The sequence below is a fragment of the Nocardia nova NBRC 15556 genome (assembly GCF_001613005.1).
In the GTDB taxonomy this organism is placed as follows: domain Bacteria; phylum Actinomycetota; class Actinomycetes; order Mycobacteriales; family Mycobacteriaceae; genus Nocardia; species Nocardia nova.
The window spans coordinates 1-24710 of the sequence record NZ_BDBN01000110.1; the positions used below are offsets into that span (position 1 = coordinate 1).

Here is a 24710-nt window from a genome sequence, read left to right on the forward strand (position 1 = left end):
GCAACGGTATGTCCCGGATATCGGCGTGCACGATGTGTTCCGGGCCGGGTCGGGCGTGCGAGCGCAGGCCGTCGACGCCGGCGGGGACCTCGTCGACGATTTCCGCATCCACCGCCTCGGCCCGATCACCGCGGTCCGCAACGCGCCCTCCCCCGCGGCCACCTCGAGTATGGCCATCGCCGAGCAGGTGGCCGACGTACGCGAGCGCGAGGGCGAATAGCGTTGGGCCGCTAGGGCTCCGACGGGCCGGCGGGCGGCTCGGTGTCGGCCGGCTCCGGTTCGGCTTCGGTGAGCTGACGGACCGGGCGTAGCACCACCCACAGCAGGAACGCCGCCGCCGCGACGAGCATCCCGATCCCGGCCCAGAGGTTGATGTTCCAACCGCCGGTGCGCACCCGATCGGCCGCGGTGTCGTGCACGAGTGCGGTGACGACGAGGATCAGGCCGTAGCACCCGAGCAGGGAGCCGACGATGGTGCGGATATCGAAAAGCATGGCGTCACTTCCTCATCCCACGAAGATGTTCAGCGCGATCACGATGACCAGCGCGATCCCGGCGAGCAGCACCGGTCGCTGATACCACGGCAGCGTCGCGGCATCGGGATCGCTGAGCTGGGCCTTCGGCGTCTCCGAATACACCAGTCCGACCAGTTCGGCGTCGGGTTTGGGCGCGGTCCACATACTCACCGCGATACTGAGCACCATATCGACCACGAAGGCCACGCCGGCGGCGACGAAACTCGAGCCCTGCCCCGACAGATGGAACACCTCGGCCTTGTTCAGGATGAAAACCACCACCGCGCTGAGCGTTCCGAACACCAGACCCACCCAGCCGGCGGTCGGGGTCATCCGCTTCCAGAACATGCCGAGGATGAAGGTCGCGAACAGCGGCGCGTTGAAGAACGAGAACAGCGTCTGCAGATAGTCCATCATGTTCGAGAAGCTGCCCGCGATGAACGCGGTGCCGATCGCGATGGCCGTGGCGCCGACGGTGGCGAGGCGGCCGACGGTGAGGTAGTAACCGTCGGGCTTGTCCTTGATCACGTACTGCTGCCACAGGTCGTAGCTGAAGACGGTGTTGAACGCGGAGATGTTGGCCGCCATCCCGGCCATGAACGCCGCCAGCAGTCCCGCCAGGCCGACGCCCAGAAGTCCGTTCGGCAGGACCTCTTTCATCAGATAGAGCAGCGACTGGTTGTAGGTCGCGTCACCGTGGCCGGTGTTCTTCAACTCGGCGATCTGCGGGATCAGCAGCGCGGCGACCATACCGGGGATGACGACGATGAACGGGATGAACATCTTCGGATAGGCGCCGATGATCGGGGTGCGCCGCGCGGCCGAGATCGAATGCGTCGCCAGCGCGCGCTGCACCTCGACGAAATTGGTTGTCCAGTAACCGAAGGACAGCACGAAGCCGAGTCCGAGCACGATCCCCGTCACCGACAGGAAGTTGTTCGAGAAACCGCTGAGCTCGTGGCCCGGCCAGGAATGCCACTGTTCGGAGCCGTCGGGCCGGGCGGTCACCTGGTCCTTCAATCCGCTCACACCGCCGATGCGATGCAGGCCGACCAGGGTGAGCGGCAGCAGCGCCGCGACGATGACGAAGAACTGCAGCACCTCGTTGTAGATCGCCGCCGACAGACCGCCGAGGGTGATGTAGGACAACACGATCAGCGCCGCCACGATCACCGATACCCAGAGCGGCCAGCCCAGCAGCACGTTGACGATCGAACCCAGCAGATAGAGGTTCACCCCGGCGATCAGCACCTGGGCTACCGCGAAACTGAGCGCGTTCACCAGATGCGCACCGGTGCCGAAGCGGCGCCGCATGAATTCCGGGACGCTGCGCACCTTGGAGCCGTAGTAGAACGGCATCATCACCACGCCGAGGAACAGCATGGCCGGCACCGCGCCGATCCAGAAGTAATGCATGGTCGGCATGCCGTATTCGGCGCCGTTGGCCGACATGCCCATGATCTCGACCGCACCGAGATTCGCGGAGATGAAGGCCAGGCCGGTGACCCACGCCGGCAGCGAACGACCCGACAGGAAGAAATCGATACTCGAGGAGACCCGTGCGCGGGCCATCAGTCCGATTCCGAGTACGAAGACGAAATACACGGCGACCAAGGCGTAATCGACGGGCGCGGCATCGAGCCGGAGCTGATCCGACCCCAGCACCGCCGCCGCAGAATCGAACCGGTGCGGTGGCTGAGCTAGCGGCTGCATACGGATCTCCTGTCGGAAAGACCAGCGGTCGACCGGGTCACGATGTGCCCGGATCGTAGCGCGCCCCAGTGCATCTCCGGGGCCAGTCCGCCGCCCGCGCGGCGCGCGTCGGGTCGATCTGCCACTCTTCGAAGGAAGAATTTAGAGAAACATCGCCCTGCAAAATGCAACACTGGTGAGCCCGGGAAGGATCGAACACGATGCTCACAACTCATACTTCGCTCGACCCACTCGGCCGCCGCGATCGCGATCGCGAGGGACCTGCGACGCTGACCATCGAGATCGGCACGGCGACGGGAACGGGCGCTACCGAGGTGGCCGCCTTCGACGCGGCCCTGTGCGAACTCGGTGTGGGAGAGGCGAATCTGATCCGATTATCCTCGGTGATCCCGCCCCGGGCGCAGGTGCGGCGGACGGCGCGGGTACGCCAGCGGATCGGCTGGGGCGATCGTCTCTACTGCGTCTACGCCCTCGGGCACGCGCGATCGCCCGGCGCCACCGCGGCCGCCGGGATCGGCTGGACCCTGTGTGCGGACGGCTCCGGCGCGGGCCTGTTCGTGGAACACGCCGCCGAAACTACCGGGCAGGTCGAGGATCTCATCAACGCCAGCCTCGCCGATATGACCACCGCACGGCCAGGGCGCTTCGGCCCGATCCACACTGCCACCGTCGCGGTGCGCGCCGACGGGCGCGACACGTGTGCGCTCGTGCTGGCCGCCTACCGAGCCAGCGGCTGGGATCGTCCGTGAGCGATGCCCTCGGAACCGGGGCGTCGTGGCCGGGCGTCGAGATCACCATCGAGACGGCGATCGCGGACGCCGAGATCGACCTCTTCCACGACCTCTACGAGCAGGCTTTCGGACCGCTGCGAGCGCGCGCGATCGCCCGGCAGGTGCTGCATCGCAACGAGTTCCGCGCGGAGATGACCGACACCCGGGTCGACAAGATCGTGGCCCGCACACCGGCCGGCGAACCGATCGGACTCACCACCCTGACGCGGCATCTGGACACCGTGCCGTGGATCAGTCCGGAGTATTTTGCGACACGGTTTCCGCAACACGCCGAGCGCGATGCGATTTACTATGCAGGTTTCACCCTTGTTACCCCAACTGCGCGACACGGGGTGGCTTTTCATGCCATGATCAGTACAGTTGTCCAGATCCTGGCGGCAGATGGTGGGGTCGTCGGCTGGGACATCTGCTCGTACAACAATTCTCAATTCTCGTTTGCCGACGCACTGCGCAGTGCGGTCGGTGAACAGGCGAACGTGGAAGTCGCGGTCGAGGATTCACAAACCTACTACGCGGCTCGGTTCCTGAACGACGACGCGGACCAGGGGGGCTGATGACATCCGGCACACAGCACCACCACACCACCCGCATCCGGCCGCTGCGCACCTGGCCGCCGGAAAAGCTTTGGCGCACAGCGCTATCGACGGTCGTCGTCTCGATCGTGGCGGTCCTGGCGATCGCCGAATCCCCGGCGCTGTCACTGACGGCGATGCTGGGTGTCGTCGTCGCGACGCTGACCATGATCGGGACGGGAGTGCGCCGGCATCGGCCGCCCGCGCCGGCGGCCTGGTATCTGCTCGCCCTCTCCGGCGTCTTGTTCGCCGCCGGAACACTGCTGCGCGATTTCACCGCCAGCGGCTTCCCGCCGTACGACGATCTGGCGACGCTGGCCGGCTACGGCGGCGTCGGAGTCGCTGCCTTCCTCTGGTTGTGGCCGCGGCGCTCGAGCTGTCAGCGCGATCTGGTGCTGGATTCCGGTCTGATCGCGCTCGGCGCCCTGCTCGCCTCGTGGACCTTTCTCATCTCCCCGGTGCTGCACAACACCCGGCAGTGGGACGCCTCGGCGCTGATCATGCCGATCTATCCGGTGATCGATGCCTTGCTGCTGACGCTGGTCACCCACTCCGTGGTCACGTCGTCGCGCTCGGAGACCTCGTTGCGGCTGGTGCACGTCGGCCTGCTGGCGATCCTGGTGGCCGACCTCGGCTACAACCTGCAGTCCGCCGGCTCGGTACATCTCGACGCGCGCATGCTGTTGACGCCGCTGCTCGTCGCCTATGCGATGGTCGGGCTGGCGGCGCTGCATCCGACCATGGTCACCCTCGGCGGCGCCCGCCGGGTGCATCCGCACCGGTCCCGGCAGCGCGCCAGCGTGATCGCGGTGACGCTGGTGGTCGCCTCGCTGGTGCCGACCGTCGGCGCGCCGGTCGGCACGGTGGACCGGGTGGTGGTCTCCACACTGCTCGCCACGCTGTTGGTGGGTGTGCTGGTGCGCAGCGAGCGCGCGATCGTGCGCAGCGCGCGCAGCGAGCGCCGGGCCCAGTACCAGGCCGACCACGATATGCTCACCGGCCTGCTCAATCGGTCGGCGTTGCTGCGCGCCCCGGCGCGCAATCGCGAACTGTGGGCCGGGCGCCCGATCTGCCTGCTGTTTCTCGATCTGGACGGCTTCAAGACCATCAACGACAGCTACGGCCACGCGGTCGGCGACGAACTCATCGCGAACGCCGCCGCCCGCATCCGCCGCGTCATCCACCGCGACGATGTCGCGGCCCGCTACGGCGGCGACGAATTCGTGGTGCTGGCCGGCGCCAACCGCGCCGAGGCGGCCGTACTGGCCGAGAAACTGCTGGCCGCCTTCGGCAAACCCTTCGAACTGTCGGTCACCGAGGTGACCATCGGCGCGAGCATCGGCATCGCCTGCAGCGGCCCGCGCAGCACCGATGCCACCATCTACGACCTACTGCGCGAAGCGGATTCGGCCATGTACCACGCCAAGGACTATTCGCTCGGCTGCGCCTTCCACGACGACCTGCGCCATCTCCCCCAGGCCGAGAGCCGGCGGCGAGTGCGCCGGCACGAACCGGCGGTGTGAGCCGGCGTCACACCGCGGGTGCGATCGCGAAACGTTCGGCGAATTCCGACATCTGATCGTGGTGCTGCGCCGGCTCGGCTCCGGCGAATCCGACGACGAGGCGATGCACACCGGTTTCGGCGAGTTGTCCGGCACGGTCGGCGGAGATATCGGCCGATCCCCATCGCGTGTACTCGAGAGCCGCGGGGTCGCGGCCCGCCTCGGCAGCGGCCCCGCGCGCCAGCGCGAATTGCCGGTCGCGTTCGGCCTCGGTCAGCATGCCGCCGGCGAAATAGCCGTTGCCGCGCCGCCCGGCACGACGCGCGGCCGCCGCGCTGGAACCTCCGACATGGATGGGAAGTTCGCTCACGCCATGGGGTTTGGGGTAACTGCACAGATCGTCGAAGGAGAAGAACTCACCACGGTGCCCGACACCCTCCGGACCGCCCGACCACAGCAGCCGCAGCACGTCGATCGCCTCGTCGGCGCGGCGGCCGCGGGTGCGGTAGTCGACCCCGAGCGCCCGCGCCTCCCCCGGCAGACTGCCGAGGCCGACGGTGAGCAGCCGCATCCGGCCGCGCGACAACACGTCGATCGTCGCCAGCCGCTTGGCCAGCACGACCGGATGGCGGTAGGGAAGCAACAGCACGCCGGTGCCGAGCAGAATCCGCCGGGTGGCGGCCGCGACGAAGCTCAGGCAGTCGAGCGGATCGAAATACGGCAGGGTGGGCGGCAATTCGCCCGCGCCGTAGTCCGCCCCCGGATACAGCGCGATGTGATCCTGGACGTAGAGCCCTTCGAATCCACAGTCCTCGGCATGCCGGGCGAAGGCGACGAGCCGATCGGGATCGGTGCCGTTGAATGCCGTGCTGTAGCTGACCGCGAAACGCATCCGGAAACCTCCGAGTTAGCAGGTGAACGCACACTTCGGCGGCGGTCCGGTGACAGCGTCGATCCGATCCGTCAGATGCCGGCGTGCGGCGCCGAGTCGAGCGATCGCGTCGTCGATCTCGGCCAATTTGCGACGCAGTGACTCGACAGATTCCGGACATTCGTCACCCGACTCGTTGCCTGCGCGCAGACAGGTGACGAACGGCTGCGTGTCGGCCAGATCGAATCCCAGCTCCAGCAGATCGCGAATCTTGCGTACGACATCCACCTCGTGCTCGTCGTAGACGCGGTAGCCGTTCGCCGACCGCCGGGACCGGACCAGACCCTGCTGCTCGTAGTACCGCAGCATCCGGGCGCTCGTTCCCACCCGCTCGGCCAGTTCTCCGATCAGCATGAATTCCCTCTCGCCACTGCAGCCGCCACGCTAAACGTTGTCATCGGTGTCAACGCAAGGCCGCGGCCGCGAATTCGGAGGGAGCTGTGGCGTGCGGCCCGGTTAGCCGGACAGTTCGTCGAGCAGGCGCCGGGCCTGTTCGAGTTCGGCCTGGAGTTGTTCGACCTTGGCGCGCTGAGAGTCGCGAACGGCGTCCAGGACGGAGTCGACCACCTCGGCGACCTCCGGATGCAGCAGCTTCGCGGCCTGCGCCACCGAGGCACCCGCCACCGCCAGGCCCTTGATCGTGCGCTTCTTACCGTGCACCACATCCACGGCCCATTCCCCGTCGGCGGTGCCGGACAGGGTGACCGTCACCTCGGGGGCCTTGGATTTGCGGGCGGCCGCGGCCGACTTCTGGGGACGGGCTGCCGGCGTGGCGGCGGGTTTGGCCGCCGGCTTCTGATCCGAAGCAGGTTGCGGCGCAGGCGTTTTCGACGCCGCGGCGGGCACGGCTGCCGGTGTGGTCGGCGCGGACGGCGCGGTCACGGACGACGACATGCTCACTGCGGTGTCCTTCCTCGTTGCCGGCGTAGCGCCGGTGGTCTCGGATGTGGTGGTGCGCTTGTCCTTGCGGGCGGGCTTGGCCAATGTCACCTCGGTCGGCGAGAACGACATGACATCCTTCGATCCGGTCGGCCGGACCTGCAGGAAATCGCCGTCGGCTGGATCACCAAGTGCGATCACCTTGCCCGAACGCCCCTCGGATACTCCCACTGCCGCAGGAGTGAACCACACCATGGGTGGCCGGCCGTCGGCGAGCTCGGCCGCTATCTGTCGAATCTCGGTGTCGGACAACGGTTGCGGTTTGGTTCGTGGGGACGACATGGTGTACTCCGGGCGGGCTCGTAGACATCTGCGTGCCAAGAGCATGCCCCATGGCACCGACAAGTCCACATCGTGCGCGACACCCGGGTTACGGCAGACATATCGGCAACAGCTCAGCGAATCGGCCGATCCGCGCGCGGCGAACTCGGCCGCGTGCACACCGCGGCATCCGGAATCGTCGGTGTCCGTCGGTTCGCCCGCGTACGAGACCACTGCAATGTTTCGGCGAACCGTTCGGCCGGCCCCTTCGCCGGCGCACCGGCACAGACGGACGTCCCGGCGGGTGCGGCGACGTTGCCGCAGTGTGCCGAGGCGCCGGTCCGGGGCCGAAATCGGCGCACGCTCTGGCTCCCGGCGACCACGAACCGGTAGCGTGCGCTGTTCATGAGGAGTTCGGTGGTCGTCGAGGTCTGCCGATGAGTTCGCGATATCTGCCCGGCCTCGGTGACGAGCGCCGCGCGGTGCTCGAATTCTGCGGGGAGTTGACCGAGGAGCAGTGGGCCGCGCCCAGCGCGGCCGCCGGATGGTCGGTGGCCGAGGTCGTCATCCACATGACGACCGGAGTGCGCGCGCTGCTCACCCCGAGTGCCGCCGCCATCGTGGCCACTCGCGATCTGGAGCGCCTCAACGAACAGCTGGTGGACGAAAAACGTTCGCACACAACGCGTCACGTATTGCCGGAATTCGACACCTGGTCGCGGCGCGGCGTGCGGGCGCTGTCGCTGTTCACCGCGGCGGGGATACGGCGCATACAGCTCCCGATCGGTGAGCTGGGCTGGTACCGGCTGGACCTGATTCCGGCGATGCTGCTCTTCGACTGGCACACGCATCTGCGCCACGACATCGCGCCCGCGCTCGACCTTCCCCCGCCACCCACCGACGCGCTGCGCATGAACGCCATCCTGACCTGGCTCACCGTACTGCTGGAGCGTTCCCATCGCGAGGCGCTGAGCTGGCTCGACGCCCCGGTGGCGCTGACTTTCACCGGCCCCGGCGGCGGTACCTGGCGGATCGAGCCGCGGGGCGGGCGGCTGCGGGTGCGGCCCGGTCAGGCCGCCGGCGCCGCCGCCCATATCGCCGCGCTGGCGCTGGAGTTTCCGCAGTGGGGTACCCGGCGGTTGCCGTGGCGGGCGGGCGCGGTCGCGATCACCGGCGATGCCGAGCTCGGCGCGCGCGTACTCGACTCGATCAATCTGGTCTGAGCGGCCGACGCATGTCCGCGGACCGGACCCGCGTGGGCGTACAGTTGGGCTTCGACAAGATCGGCCCCGGACCCCGCGGTCCGGCGGGCCGATTCTCGATCGGCAAGAGGGGATTCGAGTGGACAGGCCAGCGTGGGCGCCCGAGGGCGTGGATATGCAGCGGCCCAGCCCGGCCCGGATGTACGACGCGCTGCTGGGCGGTTCCCACAATTTCGAAGTGGACCGGCACGCTGCGGCGGAGGGGCGCAAGCTGGTGCCGGATCTGCCGCGGCTGGCATTGAGCAACCGCGCTTTTCTGCGCCGGGCGGTCCGATTCATGATCGACTCCGGAATCCGGCAGTTCCTCGATGTCGGATCAGGAATTCCCACCGCTGGGAATGTGCACGAGGTCGCGCACGACATCGATCCCTCGATCCGGGTGCTCTACGCCGACATCGACCCCGTCGCGGTCACCCATGCGGCCACCATCCTGGAGGGCAACGACCACGCGGGCGCCATCGAGGCGGATCTGCGCAAGCCGGAGGAACTGCTCGCGCGCGCCCGTGAGACCGGCCTGATCGACTTCGATCGTCCCGTCGGTCTGCTGCTGGTCGCCGTGCTGCATCTGCTGCAGGACGAGGAACGTCCGCGCGAGCAGGTCGCCGCGTTGCGGGCGGCCGTGGCCCCGGGCAGCTATATCGCGATCTCCCATCTGTCCTCGGCACACCGGCCGGAGGCGGCCGCGCGGATTCACGAGGAATCGACCAGCGGCGTCGGAATCCGTTTCCGCGACCGCGCGGCCATCGTCGACATGTTCACCGGCTGGGAACAGGTCGAGCCGGGCGTCGTCGAATTACCTCTGTGGCGCCCGGAATCCGAGCGTGACCTGCACGAGACGCCGGGACGCTCGCTCGGTTTGGGCGGCGTGGGGCACAAGGTGTGACGGGGTCTACGGGATAGGCAGGGGTTTGCAGGGTGGGTTCGCAGGAGTTGGCGGCGCGGTGGGCCGACGCACTCGACGGAGTGGTCGCGCCGACGCTGACGCGAACCGAGATCGAGACCCTGCTCACCGGCCTGTGCGAGGAACTGCTGGGCACGCTGCGCGGCACCGTCGGCGTCGAGGCCGCCCGGCTGGCCGCCTCGTCGCTGGTCGCCGCGAATTATCGCGACGATGCCGCGGTGAGCCGATCGGTGGCGGTGATCTGCCGCGATATGGTCGCCGAGATCTGCCCGGACCCCGGTGACCCCGATTACGAGACCGTCCGCGACCGCGCCGTCACCGTGGCCGGGGAGTTCGCCGCCGGATTCACCGCGGCCCTGCGCGGTGCCGCTCTCGCCGAACAGGAGACGACGCTGAGCGCCGCACTGGCCGCGGTCCGTGAGGAACAGGCGCGGCGGCAACTGTCGGAGGCCCGGTTCGGCGCCATCTTCGCCGGCGCCTCGGTGGGCATCGGCACCATCGACGCCGAGACCGGCAGGGTCCGCGATGTGAACGCCGCTTTCGCCGAGATGCTCGGTGTGCCGATCGACCTGATCCTCGGCCGGTCGGTGGCGGCGGTGCTGGGCGAGGGCAACGTCGGTGAGGCCTACACCCAGTTCCAGCAGCTGTTGCGCGGCGGTCTGGACCGCTTCCGGATGGAGACGTCGCTCACCCGGCCCGACGGTCACCATTCCGATATCGACCTGTCCATGTCGGTGGTGCGGGACGCGCGCGGCAGGGTGCGATTCCTGATCGGGGTGGCCGTCGACATCACCGAGCGCAAGGCGCTGGCCGACCGGCTCTGGCACGAAGCCCATCACGACGATCTGACCGGGCTCGCCAATCGGCTGCTGTTCTTCGACCGGCTGGCGCAGGCCGAGCCGCCGATCGGACTGTGCTATCTCGACCTGGACGGATTCAAGGAGATCAACGACGATTACGGGCACACCATCGGTGATCGCGTGTTGCGTACGGTCGCCGAGCGACTGGGGGCGGCGGCCGAGCCCGATGGGCTGGCCGCTCGGATCGGGGGCGACGAGTTCATCGTGCTGATCGAGCGGTGCGCGGGCGAGACGCAACTGGTCGACATGTCGTCCCGGCTGCTGGCGGCACTCGGCGAACCGGTCGTGGTGGCCGGTGGGGCGATCACGGTGGGCGCCTCGATCGGCACCGCACTGGTCACCCGGCAGCCCGAGGCGGTCGACGATCTCATGCATGCCGTCGACACCGCGATGTACCGCAACAAGAGTGCGCGGCAACGGCCCGGCAGCCGGTCACGCCTGCATCAGTGAGCCGGCAGCGGCGAGGGGCCTCGATCCGCGAATTCGTGCCGGTCGCGCTCGTCGCCGTATCGGGCGAGGAAACCGGAGCAGTCGGGACATTCGGCGAGGATGGGATGGCGGCAATCGAGGATGTGGGCGAGGAAGCGATCGGTGGCCTCGAACAGGTCGATGCGGCGGCGCAACTGTGCCCGCTCGGCGGCAATCAGGGCCAGCCGTTCGTCGCGCCCGGAGATGCCGAGTTCCCGGATCCGGCGCAGCGACAACCCGGTGCGCTGCAGGGTGCGGATCAGCCGTGCCCGGTCGAGAGTCTGTTCGTCGTAGGCGCGATGCCCGGAGGGACTGCGGGCCGGATGCAGCAGCCCGACCGATTCCCAATGGCGCAGCACATGCGCCTCGACGCCGATCGCCACGGCGGCGTCGCCGATCTTCAGTCCCTCGTCCATCGCCGGCCTCACCCCTTTACTTCATGTCGACCTTAAGTTTTATCGTGCCACAACACGTGGCGACGATCCCGTCGTTCGCGGCCCACCCACAGAACGGACGAATGACATGCCGGATCCGGTGAAGACACCGAGTGTGCTCGAATGCTGCACTGCCGCAGTGGGTTCCGTGCGCGGGCTGATGCTGCCCCGCCGGCTCGATCGGCGCTTCCTGGCCTCGATCCCCGATGCCGGGCTGCCCGAGCCCCGAGGCGTCGTCTCGGTGCGCGCGCTGCCGCAGGCACCACGGTCGGTGCCGACGGCGGCGGTCGTCGAGGGAACGTTCACCCCGCGCCGTATCGACAACGCGCTGACCGCCTTCGTCGTCGAGCATCCGCAGGCCCGGTTCGTGGTCGACCCCGGCGTCTGCCTGGATGCCGAACGTCGCGCGATCGCGCAGCTCCCGGCGGTCCTGCGGGTCGCGGTGCGGCCCCCGGCCGCAACCGTGGCGACCGTCGACTCGCTGCGTGAACACGATCCGCGACCGCTGGATTTCGCGCTGCCCACGCACGCGCATTGGGATCATGTCTGCGGTCTGCTGGATCTGCCGGAACTGCCGGTCCACATGCACCGCGTCGAGCAGCGGTGGATCATGACGGGTCCGGTCGCGCCGGTCGGCGGCGTCCGCGATGCGCTGCGGGAGCGGCCCGTGGTCGAATACGACCTCGACGGACCGCCGGTGCTGACGTTCACCGCGAGCCACGATCTGTTCGGCGACGGGACCGTGGTGCTGGTGGATCTGTCCGGGCACACCCCCGGCAGTATCGGCGTCCTCGCCCACACCCGGCGGGGCTGGGTCCTGCTCGCCGGGGATGCCGCCTGGCACCACCTGCAGATCGACAAGATCCGCCAGAAGGCAAGCTACCCGGGCGGTTTCGCCGATGACGATCGCGAACTGACCTTCCGCACACTGCACCGGCTGCATCTGGCGCGCACGACGGTGACGGTGGTGCCGACCCACGACCACGCGGCCGCCCAGCGGTTGCGCGCCGAGGACGCGAACGTGGGCGTGGCGAACGACGGCTGAGGTCGCGGCGATTCGGCACCTTCGACCGGTCCAGCGAGCCTCGGGTGGCTATGGACCGGCGGGCCACTCGCTCGCGACCATGGCCTCATGACCTCCTCGGCGTATGTTCCCGCTCTGGCCGGCCACGAATTCGCGGTCGACACCACCTATCTCGACACCGCCTCGTACGGCATTCCGCCGGCCCGCGCGTTCACGGCGGTGAGTGAGGTTCTCGACGGGTGGGCGAGCGGGCATCGCGCACCCTCGCGCTACGACGATCGGGTGGATCGGCTGCGCGCGGCCTATGCCCGCATCCTCGACGGCGCGACGGCAGCCGATGTGGCGATCGGCAATTCGGCCGCCGCGCTCATCGGCCCGGCCGCGGCCGCACTCGCGCCCGGCTCCGAAGTGCTGGTCGCCGCAGGCGATTTCGCCTCCGTACCCAATCCGTTCCGCTACCGCGGAGATCTGCGGGTACGCACGGTGGAACTGGAGCGATTGGCCGAGGAGGTTCGACCGGATACCGCGCTGGTGGCCTGCAGTCTCGTCCAGTCCGCCGACGGCCGGACGGTCGATCCGGCGCGGTTGCGCGAGGCCACCGCGGCGCACGACGCGCTGCTGCTGTTCGACGTCTCGCAGGCGGCGGGCTGGTTGCCGCTGCGATTCGCCGATGCCGACATCTGGGTGTGCGCGAGCTTCAAATGGCTGCTCGGCGCTCGCAGTGTCGGGCTGCTGGCGATCCGGCCGGAGATCGCCGACCGGGTGCGCCCGCATGCGCCGGGCTGGTACGCGGCCGCCGACCGCTGGGCGGAAATGTATGCGCCGCAACGACTTGCCGATACGGCGCGGCGCTTCGACGCCACGCCCGATTGGCTGGGTGTGGTAGGCGCGCTGGCCGGAGCGGAACTGCTGGAGGAGTTGACGATTCCGGCGATTCAGGCCCACGATCTGGCGCTGGCCGACCGCTTCCGCGCCGGACTGGACGACCTGGGCTTCGCGCCCGTGCCCGGACGCGCGCCGATCGTGTCGATTCCGGGCGCCGCGGCCGCCGCCGACGCCCTGGCCGATGCCGCGGTGGTGACCACGGCCCGAGCGGGTGCGCTGCGGGTGTCGTTCCACGTCCACAACGATTCCGACGATGTCGACCGTGCCTTGAAAGCCTTGAGCGACAGCCGGAGTCGAACGACGTCGGGTCAGTAGGTGCGGCGCGGACGTCCCGGTGGCTGTCGCGATTCGGCACGCACGCGATCGCGCAGTTCGCCGGGAATGCGGTGGATGATCGCCGAGCGGTCCGCGGCCGCGAGTTTGCGGCGAATGGTCGCCACCTGGGCGTCGACCGTGCGGACCGACGTCCCGCGGCGCACCGCGACCGCACTGTTGGTCCAACCGGCGGCCACCAGAATCGCGATATCGCGTTCGGCGGGTGAAAGTTCCTGCCATCGTGCGTCGTCCGGGCCGGCATCGGCGTCCTCGACTATCTCCAGCCGCCCGAGGAAATACCGCTGCAACTCGTTGTCCTGCGGCCGCATCCGCCCACCGCGACGCACCGCGGCGGCGTAACGCTCGGCCCCGAGCACCGCGGTCGCGGCCGCGCGCGCCGCCGACGATCCCTCCACCACCAGCGGCACCCGGTCCGAGGCGATCCCCATCGAGCGATGCAGCGCGGCCGTGCCGCCCTGCAGGTAGGCGATCTCCCGCGCGGCCGCCGCGAGCTCGTCCGGGCGCGCGCCGGATTCGATACGCCGCGACAGGATCGTGGCCAGCGCGACGGTGCAGAAATGGATGATCCAGCCCGCGGTCCAGGTATCTCCGCGATCGAGATGCGCGGCCACGGCCGCCCGGCCCCGGCGCACGGCGTCCGCGGGGTCGCCGTGGCGGATGGTGGCGACCAGTTCCGCGAACTCGGCCCAGGAAACCGCCCACGGCGCATCCGTTTTCGCCGCGTCGTGCAGGTGGCGGCGCACCACCCGCCCGGCCACCTCCGGGGTCGCCAGGCTGGCGGCCGCGAGCACGGTGAACAGATCACTGCGCTGGGTGCCGCCGCGATCGCCGACGGCCGCGAACTTCCGGCGGGCGCGCGACAACACCTCGATCGAGCGCAGGTCCAGGCGAATCAGGAACAATTCCAGTCCCCAGGTGAATTCGACCTGGGCCGGCAGGCCGATGTCGTCGGCGGTGTGCTCTCGCCACTCCCGGCGCAGCACCGGATCGGTGAGACATTCGGCGGCACATTCGCCGAGAAGGCGGGAGGTGTAGTCGAATCGGCCCTGCCACACCGCGATCCAGCCGATCAGGGCCTTGGCGGTGATCCGCAGCGACGACAAGGCCGGATCGTCGCCGACCACCGCGAGGGCGCGTTCGGTGAGCCCGGCGACCGCGCGGTTGGTGCCGGTGAGGAACGGCACCCGCAATGCCATGACCACGGTGGCGATCTCGAGTCCGATCACGGCCTCGGCCGGATCGCCGAGGCTGGTCTCCACCGCGAGCAGCACGTCGTTCCATGCCCCGCGGACCCAGTCGATCCACTCCATCTCGTCGGGCCCGTACCACATCGCCTGTCCGGCAACGACTTTGTCACGGAAGTAGCGACGATGGCGGGCAGGCATGCCGGACGGTGAGGCCGAACCGTCCGGTCGCTCCTGCAGCCGGAGGCGGGCGAACGCGCGCACGCTCTCGGGCAGGAAATAGCGCACCGAGGTGGCCGTCATGCGGGTCGACACCAGCGACCGTTCGACCAGTCGCTCCAGCGTGGCGGCGATGATCGGCTCGGGCAACGCCTCGTCGGCGCAGACCTGCGCCACCGCGCTGTATTCGATACCGCCGCTGCGGGTTTCCTCGTCACCGGGGTCGAATCCGGCCGCGAAGACCGACATCCGGTCCAGCAGCAGGCGTTCGGCGTCGGTGCACAGCCCGTAGGACCAGGCGATCACGTCACCGACGTTGCGATGACGCTCGTCGGCGCCGGCCCGCACACCCGACGACCAGTGCATCCACGCCTCGGAGTCGGTGCCGGTGAGATCGCGCAACACCTCGGCGAGCGGCCGGTAGCGCAGCCGGGCCGCGGCCAGCCGGATGAACAGCGGATTGTTGTCCACCTGCCGGCAGATCCGGGCGGCCAGTTCCAGGGTCGCGGGATCCGCGGCGATGGGCCGGCCGGTCAGTTCGGCACGCCGCCGGAACAGTTCCAGCGCATGGTTTTTGGTGAGTGGCGGCACCGGCACCAGCCGCTCGTCGGTCCAGCCGATCGGTTCCCGGCTGGTGGCCACGACGGTGACGTCCGGATTCACGCTCAGTAGCTCGACGATCAGCCGCGCCACCGGATGCAGCACGTGTTCACAGTTGTCCAGGACCAGGACGGTGCGAGCGGCGCCGAGCGCGGCGAAGGCCTCGAGCAGGCAGTCTTCCGCGCTGCTGCCGGTGGTCGCGGTCGGTGCGACGGTGCGCACGATCTCCTCGGCGACCGCCTCGGCGTCGGCGCCGGTCTCCAGCCGCGCCAACCGCACCCACAGCACGTGATCGCGACCGGGCCGCTGGGACCTGCGCAACGCCTCGGTAGCCAGCGTCGTCTTACCGATCCCACCCGGTCCGAGCAGCGTGATCAGCCGGGGCCCACCGGGTTCGAGCAGTTCGGCGATGCTGCGCAGTTCCGCTGTCCGGCCGACGAATTGGGATATCCACGGTGTGGTCACGACCGGGCCGTCTCGCGCCGGGCCAAAGCCTCGCTGCGCATCCGCTCCCGGGCCTCGGCGGGCAGATGCCGGGCGATCTCCGCGCGCGAGGTGATCTGCAACTTCTGCCGGACCATCGCCACCTGGGCATCGACCGTGCGCACCGAACTGCGGCGGCGCACGGCGATGGCGCTGTTGGGCCAGCCCGCGGCCGCCAGCACCGCCACCTCACGTTCCGCCCGCGACAGGCTCTCCCAGCGATCCGACTCCGGCCGCGCCGCCGCCACCGCGCCGACCGGCGGTTGTGCCGTGACGACACACGGCTGCTGGGGCAGCGCCGAGCCCTCGGCGCGGCGCACCTCCAGCCGGCGCAGCTGCAGATGCCGGGCCGCGAGCCGATTGGCCTCGACCGGATCACGCCGGTGCAGTTCGGCGCGCGCGACGAGGCGGACACATTCGGTGAGATACCACCGTGCCGAGGTCCCGGTCAGCCGCACGATCACCAGCGACCGTTCCACCAGCCGGTCCAGTGTCGATTCGATCGACACCGCGGGCAACGCCTCGTCGGCACAGATCGCCTCGATCGCCTCCCGATCGGCTCCGCCGCCCGCGGAGCCACCCGGAAAGACCGACAACCGTTGCAGCAGAATGGATTCGGCTGGGGTGCAGCGACTGGTGGACCATGCGATGTTGGCGCCGATATCGCGGTGGCGTGCTTCCACCCCGACCCGGGCACTGTCGGACCATTGCAGGCGACGGTCGTAGGCATCGCCGCTCACCTCGTGCAACACGATGGCGGGCGGATGGTGCCGCAATCTGATCGCGGCCAGCCGCAGGCCGAACGGATTGTGGCTCATATGCGCACAGATCCGCCGGAGAATATCGTCGTCCTCGTCGCCGTCGCCGGCCGTGCGGCCGGTGAGCTCCATGCGAATGCGCAGCAGCCGCAACGCCTGTGCGGGATCCAGCGAGGGCACCGGGACGAGTTGTTCGTCGATCCAGCCGATCGGCTCGCGACTGGTGGCCACGACGATCAGCGCCGGGTCGGCTTCGAGCAGGTCCGCGAGCTCGGTCGCGAGGGCGGTCACCAGCCGATCGCAGCTGTCCAGGACCAATACGTGCGGGGCGCCGCCGGGCCGGGGCGCGAACTCGCGCAGTTCGGCGATCGCGGTCTCGGCGTCCAGTTCCGCCAGCGCCAGCCAGCGCGTGGGCAGGTCTACGTCGCGGCGCAGCGTTTCGATGGCCAGCCTGGTCTTGCCGATACCGCCGGGGCCGGTCAGGGTGATCAGCCGTGCGCCACGGGCGATCAGCGCGGTTATCCGCTCTCGCTGCGCGAGCCTGCCCACGAACTCACTGCTGGTGGCGGGCAGTACACCGATGCGCGATCGCTGGAACATAGTAGGAACAAGTTAGCCCACCGTGCCCCCGTCGCGTGTCCGGATTCGATACCGCGATCTGCGACTACCCCGTTCGCGCGACCGGCGCGGCCTGTTGATAGTGCATCTGCACGACCGCGCTGTCGAAGGTCATGATGTCCACCAGCTGCAGTCCCGCCGTATCCAGCGGTTTGGGGAACAGCGGCACCCCACCGCCGAGGAGCAGCGGGTGCACGAACAGCCGGTATTCGTCGACGAGATCGTGTTCGAGAAAGTACGAGGCGGTTTGCGCACCGCCGAAGACCACGACGGGTCCGGTCGAGGCCGCCCGCAGCGCGCTGATCTCGCCGATCGGATCCGCACCGATCACCCGGGTGTTCCAGCCCGGATCGCGCAGCGTATGGGAGAACACCAGTTTCGGTGTGCGTTTCCAGCAGCGCGCGAATTCGACGTAGAACGGCGAGATGGCCGGATCGGCATCGGCATAGGGCCAGAACGCGGCCATGATCTCGAATGTCTTACGGCCGTAGACGAACACCTCGGCCGCCCGTAGTTCGTCCAGGAAGGACTCACACAGCTCTTCGTCCACCACCGGCCAGTGAATTTCCTGGTCGGGCCCCTCCGCGTATCCGTCGAGCGACATCTGCATCCACAGTGTCACGCCTGCCATCGCTCACCCATCTGCCGTAACTTGCCGACGTGTGATTGTTCCCCCCGGTGGGGGCGGCGCGCATCGGTAATGTTCGGGCGCACCTACTTAAGTAGGTTGCGCCCGTTACCTATAGGTGCCGGATCAGAGCAGTTCGCCGTCGCGGCACAGGCTCGACGAACGCCAGGTCGGCGCCGGGCCCTCGCCCTGGAAACGCCACTGGGAGATCGGCCCGGCTGCTCGCCAGTACAGACCGCCCGAGGCCGGAACCGCCTCGTACACATCCTCGGTCCCCGCGATCAGCTGATCGCCCACGCAGTAATCGTTGTAGGACGTGCCCGGCTGGCGTGCGCCGGGACTGAAGCGACCGGCCGGGTTTCCGAGCGCGCCCGGATTGGCCACGGTGTCGGCGCGGTGGGACGGACCGTCCGCACTCCATCGGGCGGCGCCGAAAAGTTCACTGCGGCAACTGAATGCCCAGCCGCCGGCATGCACCTGCGTCCCCGGGGCGAAGGCGGCGCCGGCCCACAGACAGTACGGTCCGGGCGCCTGTGCCGCGGCCGGACCGGCAGACAGGCCCACGACCGCGGCACCCGCGACGGTCGCGGCCAGCAGCAGGGATCGGGTGGTGCGGGCAAAGGTGGCTGCGGTCATCGGTGTGTCTCCGTTCAATCGTGCACTTCCGACGCTGATGGACGGAAGTATCGGCCACACCGTTAATGTACCGTTAGACAACGGCACGTTATATCGCGAAATGTCCCCAGGGATGGGAGTGAGGAAATTTCGCGGTGAACGCTCAGGAGTCGGCGAGCGCCTCGTTCAGCGCACTGTCCTGATCGAGATACCGGGCCACGAACCGGCCGATCAGTTCGGCGCCGGCCTGGGCCGGGACGGTCCGGATCGCCTCGGAGCCCGCGGCCAGCCCGGCCACATCGGCCGGCGTGCCCGCCGAATCCTGGAAGCCGGTCCACACCGTGCGCTGGAACAGGTCCGTGAAGCGGCGCGCGATCCGGTCGCATTCGATCGCCAGCCGCTCGAATTCGGCGATGATCTCCGGCTCCGGCACACCCGCGGCGGCCAGCCGGTCGGCGGCCTGCAACAGCACCGGATCGGCGGCGCGGTAGGTGCCGGCGTCGACCGGCTCGTAGAGGCCGAGGGCGACGACCCGGGCCAGTCCGTTGGGCACCTCGCGCAACCGCTGCGCCAGGTCGGTCGCGGCGATCGTCACATCGGCCGGCGATTCGGCGCCCGACGACGCATCGGGCTCCGCGACGCCCAGAATGTCGCCGAGATCGTCACCGCGATCCCAGGCGTTGAGCAGTTCCTTGATGCCGTTGAGTTTGATGCCGCGGTCCAGCAATCGGCTGATGGTCCGCACCCGGTTGAGGTGCGCGGCGCTGTAGAAGCCGGTGCGACCCTTGACCTGCGGCGGCGGCAGCACGCCGCGCTCGTGGTACACCCGCAGGCTGCGCACGGTGGTCCCCGCCTCACGCGCGAGCTCGTCGATGGTGTACTCGGTCCGGGTCGTCATACATCAAGGAAACCACACTGAAACATACGTGGATCGAAAGTGTGCGGCGGCATGCCGGTTCCCATCCTTGGCGGTTCGATTGCGATCCGCGGGGGTGGCGGACCTATCCTGCTGTGCATGGACGATATGGCGGACGCGCGCCCCAGCGCCGCCGAGCGAGAGCGCGCACTGCAGGAATTGTCACAGCAACTGGGCGCCGGCAGATTGACCCTGCCCGAATTCGACGAACGCACCGCGCTGGCCACCCGGGCCGATACCCGCGTCGAGCTGGCGGCGCTGTTCACCGATCTGCCCGCCGTCACCCCCGATCCCCCGGCCGCGGCCGCACCGGCCAATCCGCTGCCCTCCCTGGCCGTCCTGGCCGGTGCCATCACGGTCTTCGCGGGGGCGGCGGCATGGGCGGCCGGAAACTGGCTGTGGCTGTTGCTGATCGCCGCGGCGCCGGTGGCCGTCGTGCTCTGGCGGGTGCGCGGAGTCGCCTGAGCCGGTTCACCACCGGGTGCGCGGACGTACCTGATTGGCCAGATCGACGAGCCGGTAGCGATGCAACCGGCCCGGTGCCGTGCGGGCGAGGGCGCGCAGCGAGGTCTCGAGCCCCAGCTGCAGCCCGGATTCGGTGAGCGCGAAGCCCAGCAGGGTCGCCTCGGCCCGGCGCGGCTGCCCGCCCGCACGCACCCATTCCAGCGCCGCGCCCACCACGACGACCTGCAACTGCAGGGCCCGCGGTTCCTCCGGCAGCGCCTCCAGGCGCTGCGCGGCCGCGGCGAGGTCCTCCTCGGTCACCTCCGCCACCGGTCGCGACACCAGCAGCAGTCCGCCGGTCATGTGGGCAAGCGCGTAGTGCCGTGAGGACATCGGGACCCGGTCGAGTACCGCGACGGCGTCGAGCAGTTCGCCGTCCGCGGCCAGTCGCCGCGCCAGTCCGAACGCCGCGCTGACCACCCCGTGGTTGGTGCGCCAAACGGTCCGATAGAAGTCGACCGCGGCCCGGTGCCAGCGATCCGGATCGGCCGGCAGGTCGAGATGTTGCAGGACCAGTTCGGCGGTGGCCGCCAGCGCGAGCGCGGGGGCGATCTCCCCGGGCAGCATGGCGTGCACGGTGTCGAACTGCGTGTAGGCGCGCTCGAAGGCGCCGTCGAGCAGATCGGCGATACCGCGGTACCAGGTCAGCCGCCAGTCGGTGTCGTAGTCGAGCATCAGTTCCCGCAACAGGGCCCGCGCCGGTTCCACCTCGCCCAGATCGAGATGGGCGCGCACCGCGGTGAGAGCGCCCTCGAGTTCGAAGGAACCGGTGTCGGCCAGCACCCCGGAGGCGATCCGATCGCGTATGCGCCGCAACGTATCCAGCGCGTGGCGCGGATCCCCGTGCAGCAGCGTGGACATCAGCTCGGCACTGGGATCGGTGCTGTCCATCAGCGGAACCGGCAGGGCGGCCACCACCGCGCGCGCGTCGAGGGTCGGCATCCGGTGGCGGCCGTCGACGATACCGTCGGTCTGGCCGATCAGCGTCTCGATGCCGAAATCACCACGCATGGAACCGAATTCGACCGAAGCCTGCGGATGTTCCCGGTCGGTGTCGGTGGCCAGCACCATCCGGAGCACGCCGGTGAGCTGGCAGTACATCGAATAGGTGGAGGGGAATCGGCGGGCCGGTTCGGGATCGGTGGCCCGGCACAGCAGCCGATACAGCGACGGATAGCGGACCAGCAGCGGATGTGCCTGCGGCTCCGGCATTTCCGGCAGCTGATGGCCGCGCTCGTCGCGCGGCAACTGCATCACCAGTGCCGCCAGGGTGCGGCCCACGGTGTAGATGTCGGAGGCGACGGTGGGCCCGGTCTCGGTGATCTCGGGCGCCTGGAAACCCGGTGTGCCGTAGATACTTCCGAACGACTCCATGGCCGCCACCGCACCGAGGTCGATGAGTTTGACCTCGTCCTCGCTGACCATGATGTTGTCGGGTTTGAGGTCGTTGTAGGACAATCCGAACGAATGCAGGTAGTCCAGCGCCGGCAGAACCTCCATCACGTACGCGATGGCCTCCGCCACCGGAATACGCTGCGGCGCACGCTGATCGAGCACACGCTTGAGCGACTGCCCGCCGACGTACTCCATCACGATGTAGCCGTCGGCGACATCGCGGCCCGGGCCGCGGTGCTTGACGAAGTTGTAGATCTTCACGATGCCGGGATAGGCGACCTCCGACAGGAACTGCCGCTCCGCGAGCGCGACCACGTGCGCCTCGAAATCCTGCGGATTCTGCAGGCCCTTCAGCACCACCCAGCGATCGCTGACGTTGCGGTCGACGGCCAGGTAGATCCAGCCCAGACCGCCGTGCGCCAGGCAACCCTGCACCTCGTACTGTCCGGCGACCACCTCACCCGGTTGCAGAATCGGCCGGAAGTTGAACGGGGACCGGCATTTTCCGCAGTCCCCCGCGACCTGCCCGGGGCCCGCGTCGCCCGCGCGCCCGACCGGGGAGTTGCATTTCCAGCAGAACCGCTTCTCCTCGGGCACTTCCGGGTCGTCCAGCACCGCGGCACGCGGATCCACCGAGACCACCCGCGGCATCTCCACCAGGCCGGCGCCCAGCCGGCGCGGACTCGGTCGGGAGCGCGCGCTGCGACCGGAGCCGGTGTCGGTGCCGAGCGTGTCGACCTCGACATCCGCGGTCACCGGCCCCGAGAACGGGTCCGGCTCGAAACTCGTTGCGGCACCGTTCTTCTCGACAGCGATGCCGCCGGCCTGCCGCACGGACGGTTCATCCGGAGAGTCCACCGCGACGCGCAGTCGCTGCGAGAGTTCTGTCCCACCGTTGCGTCGCGTCGCCCACGGATGCGCATCGGGTCCGCGCACCTCGCTGCGGCGGATGCGGCGATTCGCCCACGGATGCGGAAGTGGCGTATCGGGTCGCTCCGGCATGAGAAACCTCCCGAGGCCGCTGATGAACCGGGGCCTCATTCTCGTTCCCCGTTCGCGGTCCCGCGTTCGCGAGCTTCCCAAGGCCGGGAACAGCTCCGCCCCGGTGGTACCGGGGCGGAGGGAGCGACTACTTCTGGGCGTCGGGCGCTGATCCCGGCTCCCCGGATTCGGCTGCCGACTCGGCCGCCTCGTTCTGTAGCGGACGCTCCGCCAGCACCGGGAACTGACCGGTGTAGCCGAGACGCTCGGTGGCCATGGCCAAGACCTTGCGGCGGGCCAGGAACCAGCCCGCGACCAGCGCGGGCAGCATGACGCACACCATGGCCAGCACGGCGAAGCGCTGCACGTCGTCGTCGCTGGCGGCCATCAGGACCACCACGGCCGCCAGGAACACCAGGGTCGCGATGCTGGTGTACGGAGCGCCGATCAGCCGGAACGACGGCCGCTCGACCTTGCCGATGCGCGACCAGCGCCACAACTGCAACTGACACAGGATGATCGCCGTCCACGCGAAGATCGTGCCCAGCGCCGACATGTTCAGCACGATCTCGAACGCCTTGTCCGGCACCATCGCGTTGAGTCCGACACCGATCAGCGCGATGCACCCGGTAGCGAGGATGCCGACGTAGGGCACACCGGAACTCGACATACGCGAGGCCACCTTGGGCGCGCTGCCGTTCATCGCCATCGAGCGCAGGATCCGGCCCGTGGAGTAGAGCCCGGCGTTCAGGCTGGAGAACGCGGCGGTCAGCACGACGAGATTCATGATGGACCCGGCGCCGTTCACCCCGAGTTTGGAGAAGAAGGTGACGAACGGGCTCTCGCCGGCGTGGAAGTCGCTGTAGGGCAACAGCAGTCCGAGCAGGACCAGCGAACCGACGTAGAACAGCGCGATCCGTGCGATCACCGAATTGATCGCGCGCGGCATGATCTTCTCCGGATTCTCGGCCTCACCCGCGGCGGTGCCGATCAGCTCGACCGCCGCATAGGCGAAGACGACACCGGTGGTGACGGTGACCAGCGGCAGGAATCCGGTCGGGAACAGACCGCCGTGCGCGGAGAGCAGGCTCAGGCCGGTGGTCTGGCCGTCCAGATCGAAGCGGCCGCCGAGGATGACCACACCCACGATCAGGAAGGCGACCAGCGCGACCACCTTGATCAGCGCCGCCCAGAACTCGAGCTCGCCGAACCAGCGCACCGAGATCAGGTTGATGCTCACCACGATCGCCAGTGCGATCAGCGCGATGAGCCACTGCGGAATGCTGCGGGTCCCTCCCCAATAGTGGACATAGGTCGCGATCGCGGTGATGTCTACGATCCCGGTCATACACCAGTGGAAGAAGTACATCCAGCCGACGCCGAAAGCCAGCTTCTCCCCGTAGAACTCGCGAGCGTAGGAGACGAACGATCCCGAGGAGGGGCGATGCAGCACCAGCTCGCCGAGCGCTCGCAGGATGAAGAATACGAAGATTCCACAGACGGCGTAGACGAGGAACAGGCCCGGGCCCGCGTCGTGCAGGCGGCCGGCTGCGCCGAGGAACAGGCCGGTGCCGATGGCACCGCCGATGGCGATCATCTGCAGCTGCCGGGGGCGCAGCGATTTGTGATAGCCCGCATCCTCGGCATGCAGCGCGTCCGCGGGCGCCGTCGCCTCCGAGGGAGGTCGAACAGTTGTCATGGGGGAGGACCTTTCACGTGACGGCGATCATATCTATGGGCAATGTACCGTCATTCAACGGCACGTTCAATACGTGGGATGGGTTGTAACACAACGGAAATGCCATCCGCCGAGGTCGGCGGTAGATCATACCGATAGGTATCGGTACGCTGGATAACGACAACGGCCGAGGAAGGGCGAGGATATGGCCTGGTTCGAGCGGGAATTCATCGCCGTCCCGGACGGTCGCAAAGATCAGCTGGTCTACAAGTGGCCCGATCTGAACATCCGGCGCTACAGCCGGACGATCGTCAACGCCGATCAGATCGCACTGTTCGTCAAGTCCGGCCGGGTCGTCGCGACGATGGGGCCGGGGCGCCATCGCGTCGACGCCGACGAGCTGCCGGTACTCGGTGCGCTCGTCGACACCGTCACCGGCAACAACTTCTACCGCGCGGAGCTGTACTTCGTTTCCACGCGCGAATTCGCGGGCGTCAAATTCGGCGGCCGGCTCGACGACATCGTCGACCCGGCCAGCGAGCAGATCGTGACGCTGCGGGTCTTCGGCGAATTCGCCCTGTCCGTCCGCGATCCCGCGCAACTGATCACCTCCCTCGTCGGCACCACCGATCTCACCGATCCTGCCGGAGTTCAGGCCTGGTGCGCGGATTTGCTGCTCAAGTCGATGAAGATGACCGTGTCGCACGGCATCTCGGAGGGCGACTGGCAGGTGCTCG

Annotated in this window: 23 protein-coding genes and 1 pseudogene; 11 read left to right on the forward strand and 13 right to left on the reverse strand. The window is 68.7% G+C overall.

Annotated features, from left to right (window positions below):
- A pseudogene (locus tag NN2_RS37945) lies at positions 1-220 on the forward strand (L-2-hydroxyglutarate oxidase); the annotation flags it as partial.
- A gap of 10 nt (positions 221-230) precedes the next feature.
- On the opposite strand, the gene NN2_RS31635 reads toward NN2_RS37945, so the two are convergent.
- Both NN2_RS31635 and NN2_RS31640 read right to left on the reverse strand, forming a co-directional pair.
- Positions 231-494, reverse strand: a complete 264-nt coding sequence (locus NN2_RS31635; protein WP_063018484.1) for a hypothetical protein — start codon at positions 492-494, stop codon at positions 231-233.
- 12 nt (positions 495-506) lie between these two features.
- A complete protein-coding gene (locus tag NN2_RS31640; protein WP_228794972.1) occupies positions 507-2228 on the reverse strand; it encodes a sodium:solute symporter family protein in 1722 nt (573 codons plus the stop codon).
- Between the two features lie 200 nt (positions 2229-2428).
- Between NN2_RS31640 and NN2_RS31645 the strand changes: the two genes are divergently transcribed.
- From NN2_RS31645 to NN2_RS31655, 3 genes are read left to right on the forward strand one after another with little or no spacing between them, the layout of a single operon-like run.
- Positions 2429-2977, forward strand: coding sequence for a pyruvoyl-dependent arginine decarboxylase (locus tag NN2_RS31645; RefSeq protein WP_104363743.1), 549 nt, complete (start codon positions 2429-2431; stop codon positions 2975-2977).
- The gene (locus NN2_RS31650) at positions 2974-3573 is read left to right on the forward strand and encodes a hypothetical protein (protein ID WP_063018488.1); all 600 of its coding nucleotides are present in this window, start codon (positions 2974-2976) and stop codon (positions 3571-3573) included. The genes NN2_RS31645 and NN2_RS31650 overlap by 4 nt, the downstream gene beginning before the upstream one ends.
- Positions 3573-5114: a GGDEF domain-containing protein gene (locus NN2_RS31655; protein WP_082857423.1), complete on the forward strand. Its 1542-nt coding sequence runs from the start codon at positions 3573-3575 to the stop codon at positions 5112-5114. The genes NN2_RS31650 and NN2_RS31655 overlap by 1 nt, the downstream gene beginning before the upstream one ends.
- 7 nt (positions 5115-5121) lie before the next feature.
- On the opposite strand, the gene NN2_RS31660 is transcribed toward NN2_RS31655, so the two are convergent.
- From NN2_RS31660 to NN2_RS39015, 3 genes are all read right to left on the reverse strand, one after another.
- Positions 5122-5985 carry a TIGR03619 family F420-dependent LLM class oxidoreductase gene (locus NN2_RS31660; RefSeq protein WP_063018490.1) on the reverse strand — a complete coding sequence of 288 codons (864 nt, stop codon included), beginning with the start codon at positions 5983-5985 and terminating at the stop codon, positions 5122-5124.
- 15 nt (positions 5986-6000) lie between these two features.
- A complete protein-coding gene (locus NN2_RS31665; RefSeq protein ID WP_063018492.1) occupies positions 6001-6378 on the reverse strand; it encodes a MerR family transcriptional regulator in 378 nt (125 codons plus the stop codon).
- A gap of 102 nt (positions 6379-6480) precedes the next feature.
- Entirely contained in the window at positions 6481-7245 is a 765-nt protein-coding gene (locus NN2_RS39015; RefSeq protein ID WP_063018518.1) for a DUF6319 family protein, read from the reverse strand.
- Between the two features lie 416 nt (positions 7246-7661).
- Here NN2_RS39015 and NN2_RS31675 point away from each other — a divergent pair, with 416 nt between their 5' ends.
- The 3 genes from NN2_RS31675 (at position 7662) to NN2_RS31685 (ending at position 10697) form a co-directional block, all read left to right on the forward strand.
- The gene (locus tag NN2_RS31675; RefSeq protein ID WP_063018494.1) at positions 7662-8447 is read left to right on the forward strand and encodes a maleylpyruvate isomerase N-terminal domain-containing protein; all 786 of its coding nucleotides are present in this window, start codon (positions 7662-7664) and stop codon (positions 8445-8447) included.
- A 118-nt stretch (positions 8448-8565) separates the two neighbouring features.
- Positions 8566-9369: an SAM-dependent methyltransferase gene (locus NN2_RS31680; protein WP_082857425.1), complete on the forward strand. Its 804-nt coding sequence runs from the start codon at positions 8566-8568 to the stop codon at positions 9367-9369.
- A 32-nt stretch (positions 9370-9401) separates the two neighbouring features.
- Positions 9402-10697: a sensor domain-containing diguanylate cyclase gene (locus tag NN2_RS31685; protein WP_063018496.1), complete on the forward strand. Its 1296-nt coding sequence runs from the start codon at positions 9402-9404 to the stop codon at positions 10695-10697.
- On the opposite strand, the gene NN2_RS31690 is transcribed toward NN2_RS31685, so the two are convergent.
- Complete coding sequence (locus NN2_RS31690) at positions 10691-11131, reverse strand: MerR family transcriptional regulator (protein ID WP_063018497.1); 441 nt, start codon at positions 11129-11131, stop codon at positions 10691-10693. The two genes, NN2_RS31685 and NN2_RS31690, sit on opposite strands and share 7 nt — an antisense overlap.
- Before the next feature lie 157 nt (positions 11132-11288).
- Between NN2_RS31690 and NN2_RS31695 the strand changes: the two genes are divergently transcribed.
- Both NN2_RS31695 and NN2_RS31700 read left to right on the forward strand, forming a co-directional pair.
- Positions 11289-12194: an MBL fold metallo-hydrolase gene (locus NN2_RS31695; protein WP_245658935.1), complete on the forward strand. Its 906-nt coding sequence runs from the start codon at positions 11289-11291 to the stop codon at positions 12192-12194.
- A gap of 87 nt (positions 12195-12281) precedes the next feature.
- The gene (locus NN2_RS31700) at positions 12282-13373 is read left to right on the forward strand and encodes an aminotransferase class V-fold PLP-dependent enzyme (RefSeq protein ID WP_063018501.1); all 1092 of its coding nucleotides are present in this window, start codon (positions 12282-12284) and stop codon (positions 13371-13373) included.
- Here the strand turns inward: NN2_RS31700 and NN2_RS31705 are convergent.
- The 5 genes from NN2_RS31705 to NN2_RS31725 form a co-directional block, all read right to left on the reverse strand.
- Complete coding sequence (locus NN2_RS31705; protein WP_063018503.1) at positions 13367-15862, reverse strand: ATP-binding protein; 2496 nt, start codon at positions 15860-15862, stop codon at positions 13367-13369. The genes NN2_RS31700 and NN2_RS31705 overlap by 7 nt on opposite strands.
- The gene (locus NN2_RS31710) at positions 15859-17238 is read right to left on the reverse strand and encodes a LuxR C-terminal-related transcriptional regulator (protein WP_063018504.1); all 1380 of its coding nucleotides are present in this window, start codon (positions 17236-17238) and stop codon (positions 15859-15861) included. The genes NN2_RS31705 and NN2_RS31710 overlap by 4 nt, the downstream gene beginning before the upstream one ends.
- Positions 17239-17302: 64 nt before the next feature.
- Positions 17303-17887, reverse strand: a complete 585-nt coding sequence (locus tag NN2_RS31715; RefSeq protein WP_030515447.1) for a dihydrofolate reductase family protein — start codon at positions 17885-17887, stop codon at positions 17303-17305.
- 123 nt (positions 17888-18010) lie between these two features.
- Positions 18011-18520 (reverse strand): hypothetical protein, encoded by a 510-nt coding sequence (locus NN2_RS31720; protein ID WP_063018506.1) that lies wholly within the window; start codon positions 18518-18520, stop codon positions 18011-18013.
- 142 nt (positions 18521-18662) lie between these two features.
- Complete coding sequence (locus tag NN2_RS31725) at positions 18663-19397, reverse strand: MerR family transcriptional regulator (RefSeq protein WP_063018508.1); 735 nt, start codon at positions 19395-19397, stop codon at positions 18663-18665.
- A 117-nt stretch (positions 19398-19514) separates the two neighbouring features.
- Between NN2_RS31725 and NN2_RS31730 the strand changes: the two genes are divergently transcribed.
- Complete coding sequence (locus NN2_RS31730; RefSeq protein WP_156511523.1) at positions 19515-19880, forward strand: DUF1707 SHOCT-like domain-containing protein; 366 nt, start codon at positions 19515-19517, stop codon at positions 19878-19880.
- 6 nt (positions 19881-19886) lie between these two features.
- Here NN2_RS31730 and NN2_RS31735 read toward each other — a convergent pair whose 3' ends face one another.
- Positions 19887-22316 (reverse strand): serine/threonine-protein kinase, encoded by a 2430-nt coding sequence (locus tag NN2_RS31735; RefSeq protein WP_082857426.1) that lies wholly within the window; start codon positions 22314-22316, stop codon positions 19887-19889.
- Positions 22317-22443: 127 nt separating this feature from the next.
- On the reverse strand, positions 22444-23994 hold the full coding sequence (locus NN2_RS31740; RefSeq protein ID WP_063018512.1) for an amino acid permease: 1551 nt from the start codon (positions 23992-23994) through the stop codon (positions 22444-22446).
- 184 nt (positions 23995-24178) lie between these two features.
- Here NN2_RS31740 and NN2_RS31745 point away from each other — a divergent pair.
- Positions 24179-24710 (forward strand): SPFH domain-containing protein (locus tag NN2_RS31745; protein ID WP_169812474.1); only part of this gene is annotated, 532 nt, incomplete at its 3' end.

What these genes read in the sequence shown, in the direction of transcription:
- NN2_RS31635 (WP_063018484.1), bottom strand. Translation starts at nt 494, where the DNA reads ATGCTTTTCGATATCCGCACCATCGTCGGCTCCCTGCTCGGGTGCTAC.
- NN2_RS31740 (WP_063018512.1), bottom strand. Translation starts at nt 23,994, where the DNA reads ATGACAACTGTTCGACCTCCCTCGGAGGCGACGGCGCCCGCGGACGCG.
- NN2_RS31645 (WP_104363743.1), top strand. Translation starts at nt 2,429, where the DNA reads ATGCTCACAACTCATACTTCGCTCGACCCACTCGGCCGCCGCGATCGC.
- NN2_RS31655 (WP_082857423.1), top strand. Translation starts at nt 3,573, where the DNA reads ATGACATCCGGCACACAGCACCACCACACCACCCGCATCCGGCCGCTG.
- NN2_RS31700 (WP_063018501.1), top strand. Translation starts at nt 12,282, where the DNA reads ATGACCTCCTCGGCGTATGTTCCCGCTCTGGCCGGCCACGAATTCGCG.
- NN2_RS31675 (WP_063018494.1), top strand. Translation starts at nt 7,662, where the DNA reads ATGAGTTCGCGATATCTGCCCGGCCTCGGTGACGAGCGCCGCGCGGTG.
- NN2_RS31660 (WP_063018490.1), bottom strand. Translation starts at nt 5,985, where the DNA reads ATGCGTTTCGCGGTCAGCTACAGCACGGCATTCAACGGCACCGATCCC.
- NN2_RS31725 (WP_063018508.1), bottom strand. Translation starts at nt 19,397, where the DNA reads ATGACGACCCGGACCGAGTACACCATCGACGAGCTCGCGCGTGAGGCG.
- NN2_RS39015 (WP_063018518.1), bottom strand. Translation starts at nt 7,245, where the DNA reads ATGTCGTCCCCACGAACCAAACCGCAACCGTTGTCCGACACCGAGATT.
- NN2_RS31640 (WP_228794972.1), bottom strand. Translation starts at nt 2,228, where the DNA reads ATGCAGCCGCTAGCTCAGCCACCGCACCGGTTCGATTCTGCGGCGGCG.
- NN2_RS31735 (WP_082857426.1), bottom strand. Translation starts at nt 22,316, where the DNA reads ATGCCGGAGCGACCCGATACGCCACTTCCGCATCCGTGGGCGAATCGC.
- NN2_RS31715 (WP_030515447.1), bottom strand. Translation starts at nt 17,887, where the DNA reads ATGGCAGGCGTGACACTGTGGATGCAGATGTCGCTCGACGGATACGCG.
- NN2_RS31710 (WP_063018504.1), bottom strand. Translation starts at nt 17,238, where the DNA reads ATGTTCCAGCGATCGCGCATCGGTGTACTGCCCGCCACCAGCAGTGAG.
- NN2_RS31720 (WP_063018506.1), bottom strand. Translation starts at nt 18,520, where the DNA reads ATGACCGCAGCCACCTTTGCCCGCACCACCCGATCCCTGCTGCTGGCC.
- NN2_RS31690 (WP_063018497.1), bottom strand. Translation starts at nt 11,131, where the DNA reads ATGGACGAGGGACTGAAGATCGGCGACGCCGCCGTGGCGATCGGCGTC.
- NN2_RS31730 (WP_156511523.1), top strand. Translation starts at nt 19,515, where the DNA reads ATGGACGATATGGCGGACGCGCGCCCCAGCGCCGCCGAGCGAGAGCGC.
- NN2_RS31665 (WP_063018492.1), bottom strand. Translation starts at nt 6,378, where the DNA reads ATGCTGATCGGAGAACTGGCCGAGCGGGTGGGAACGAGCGCCCGGATG.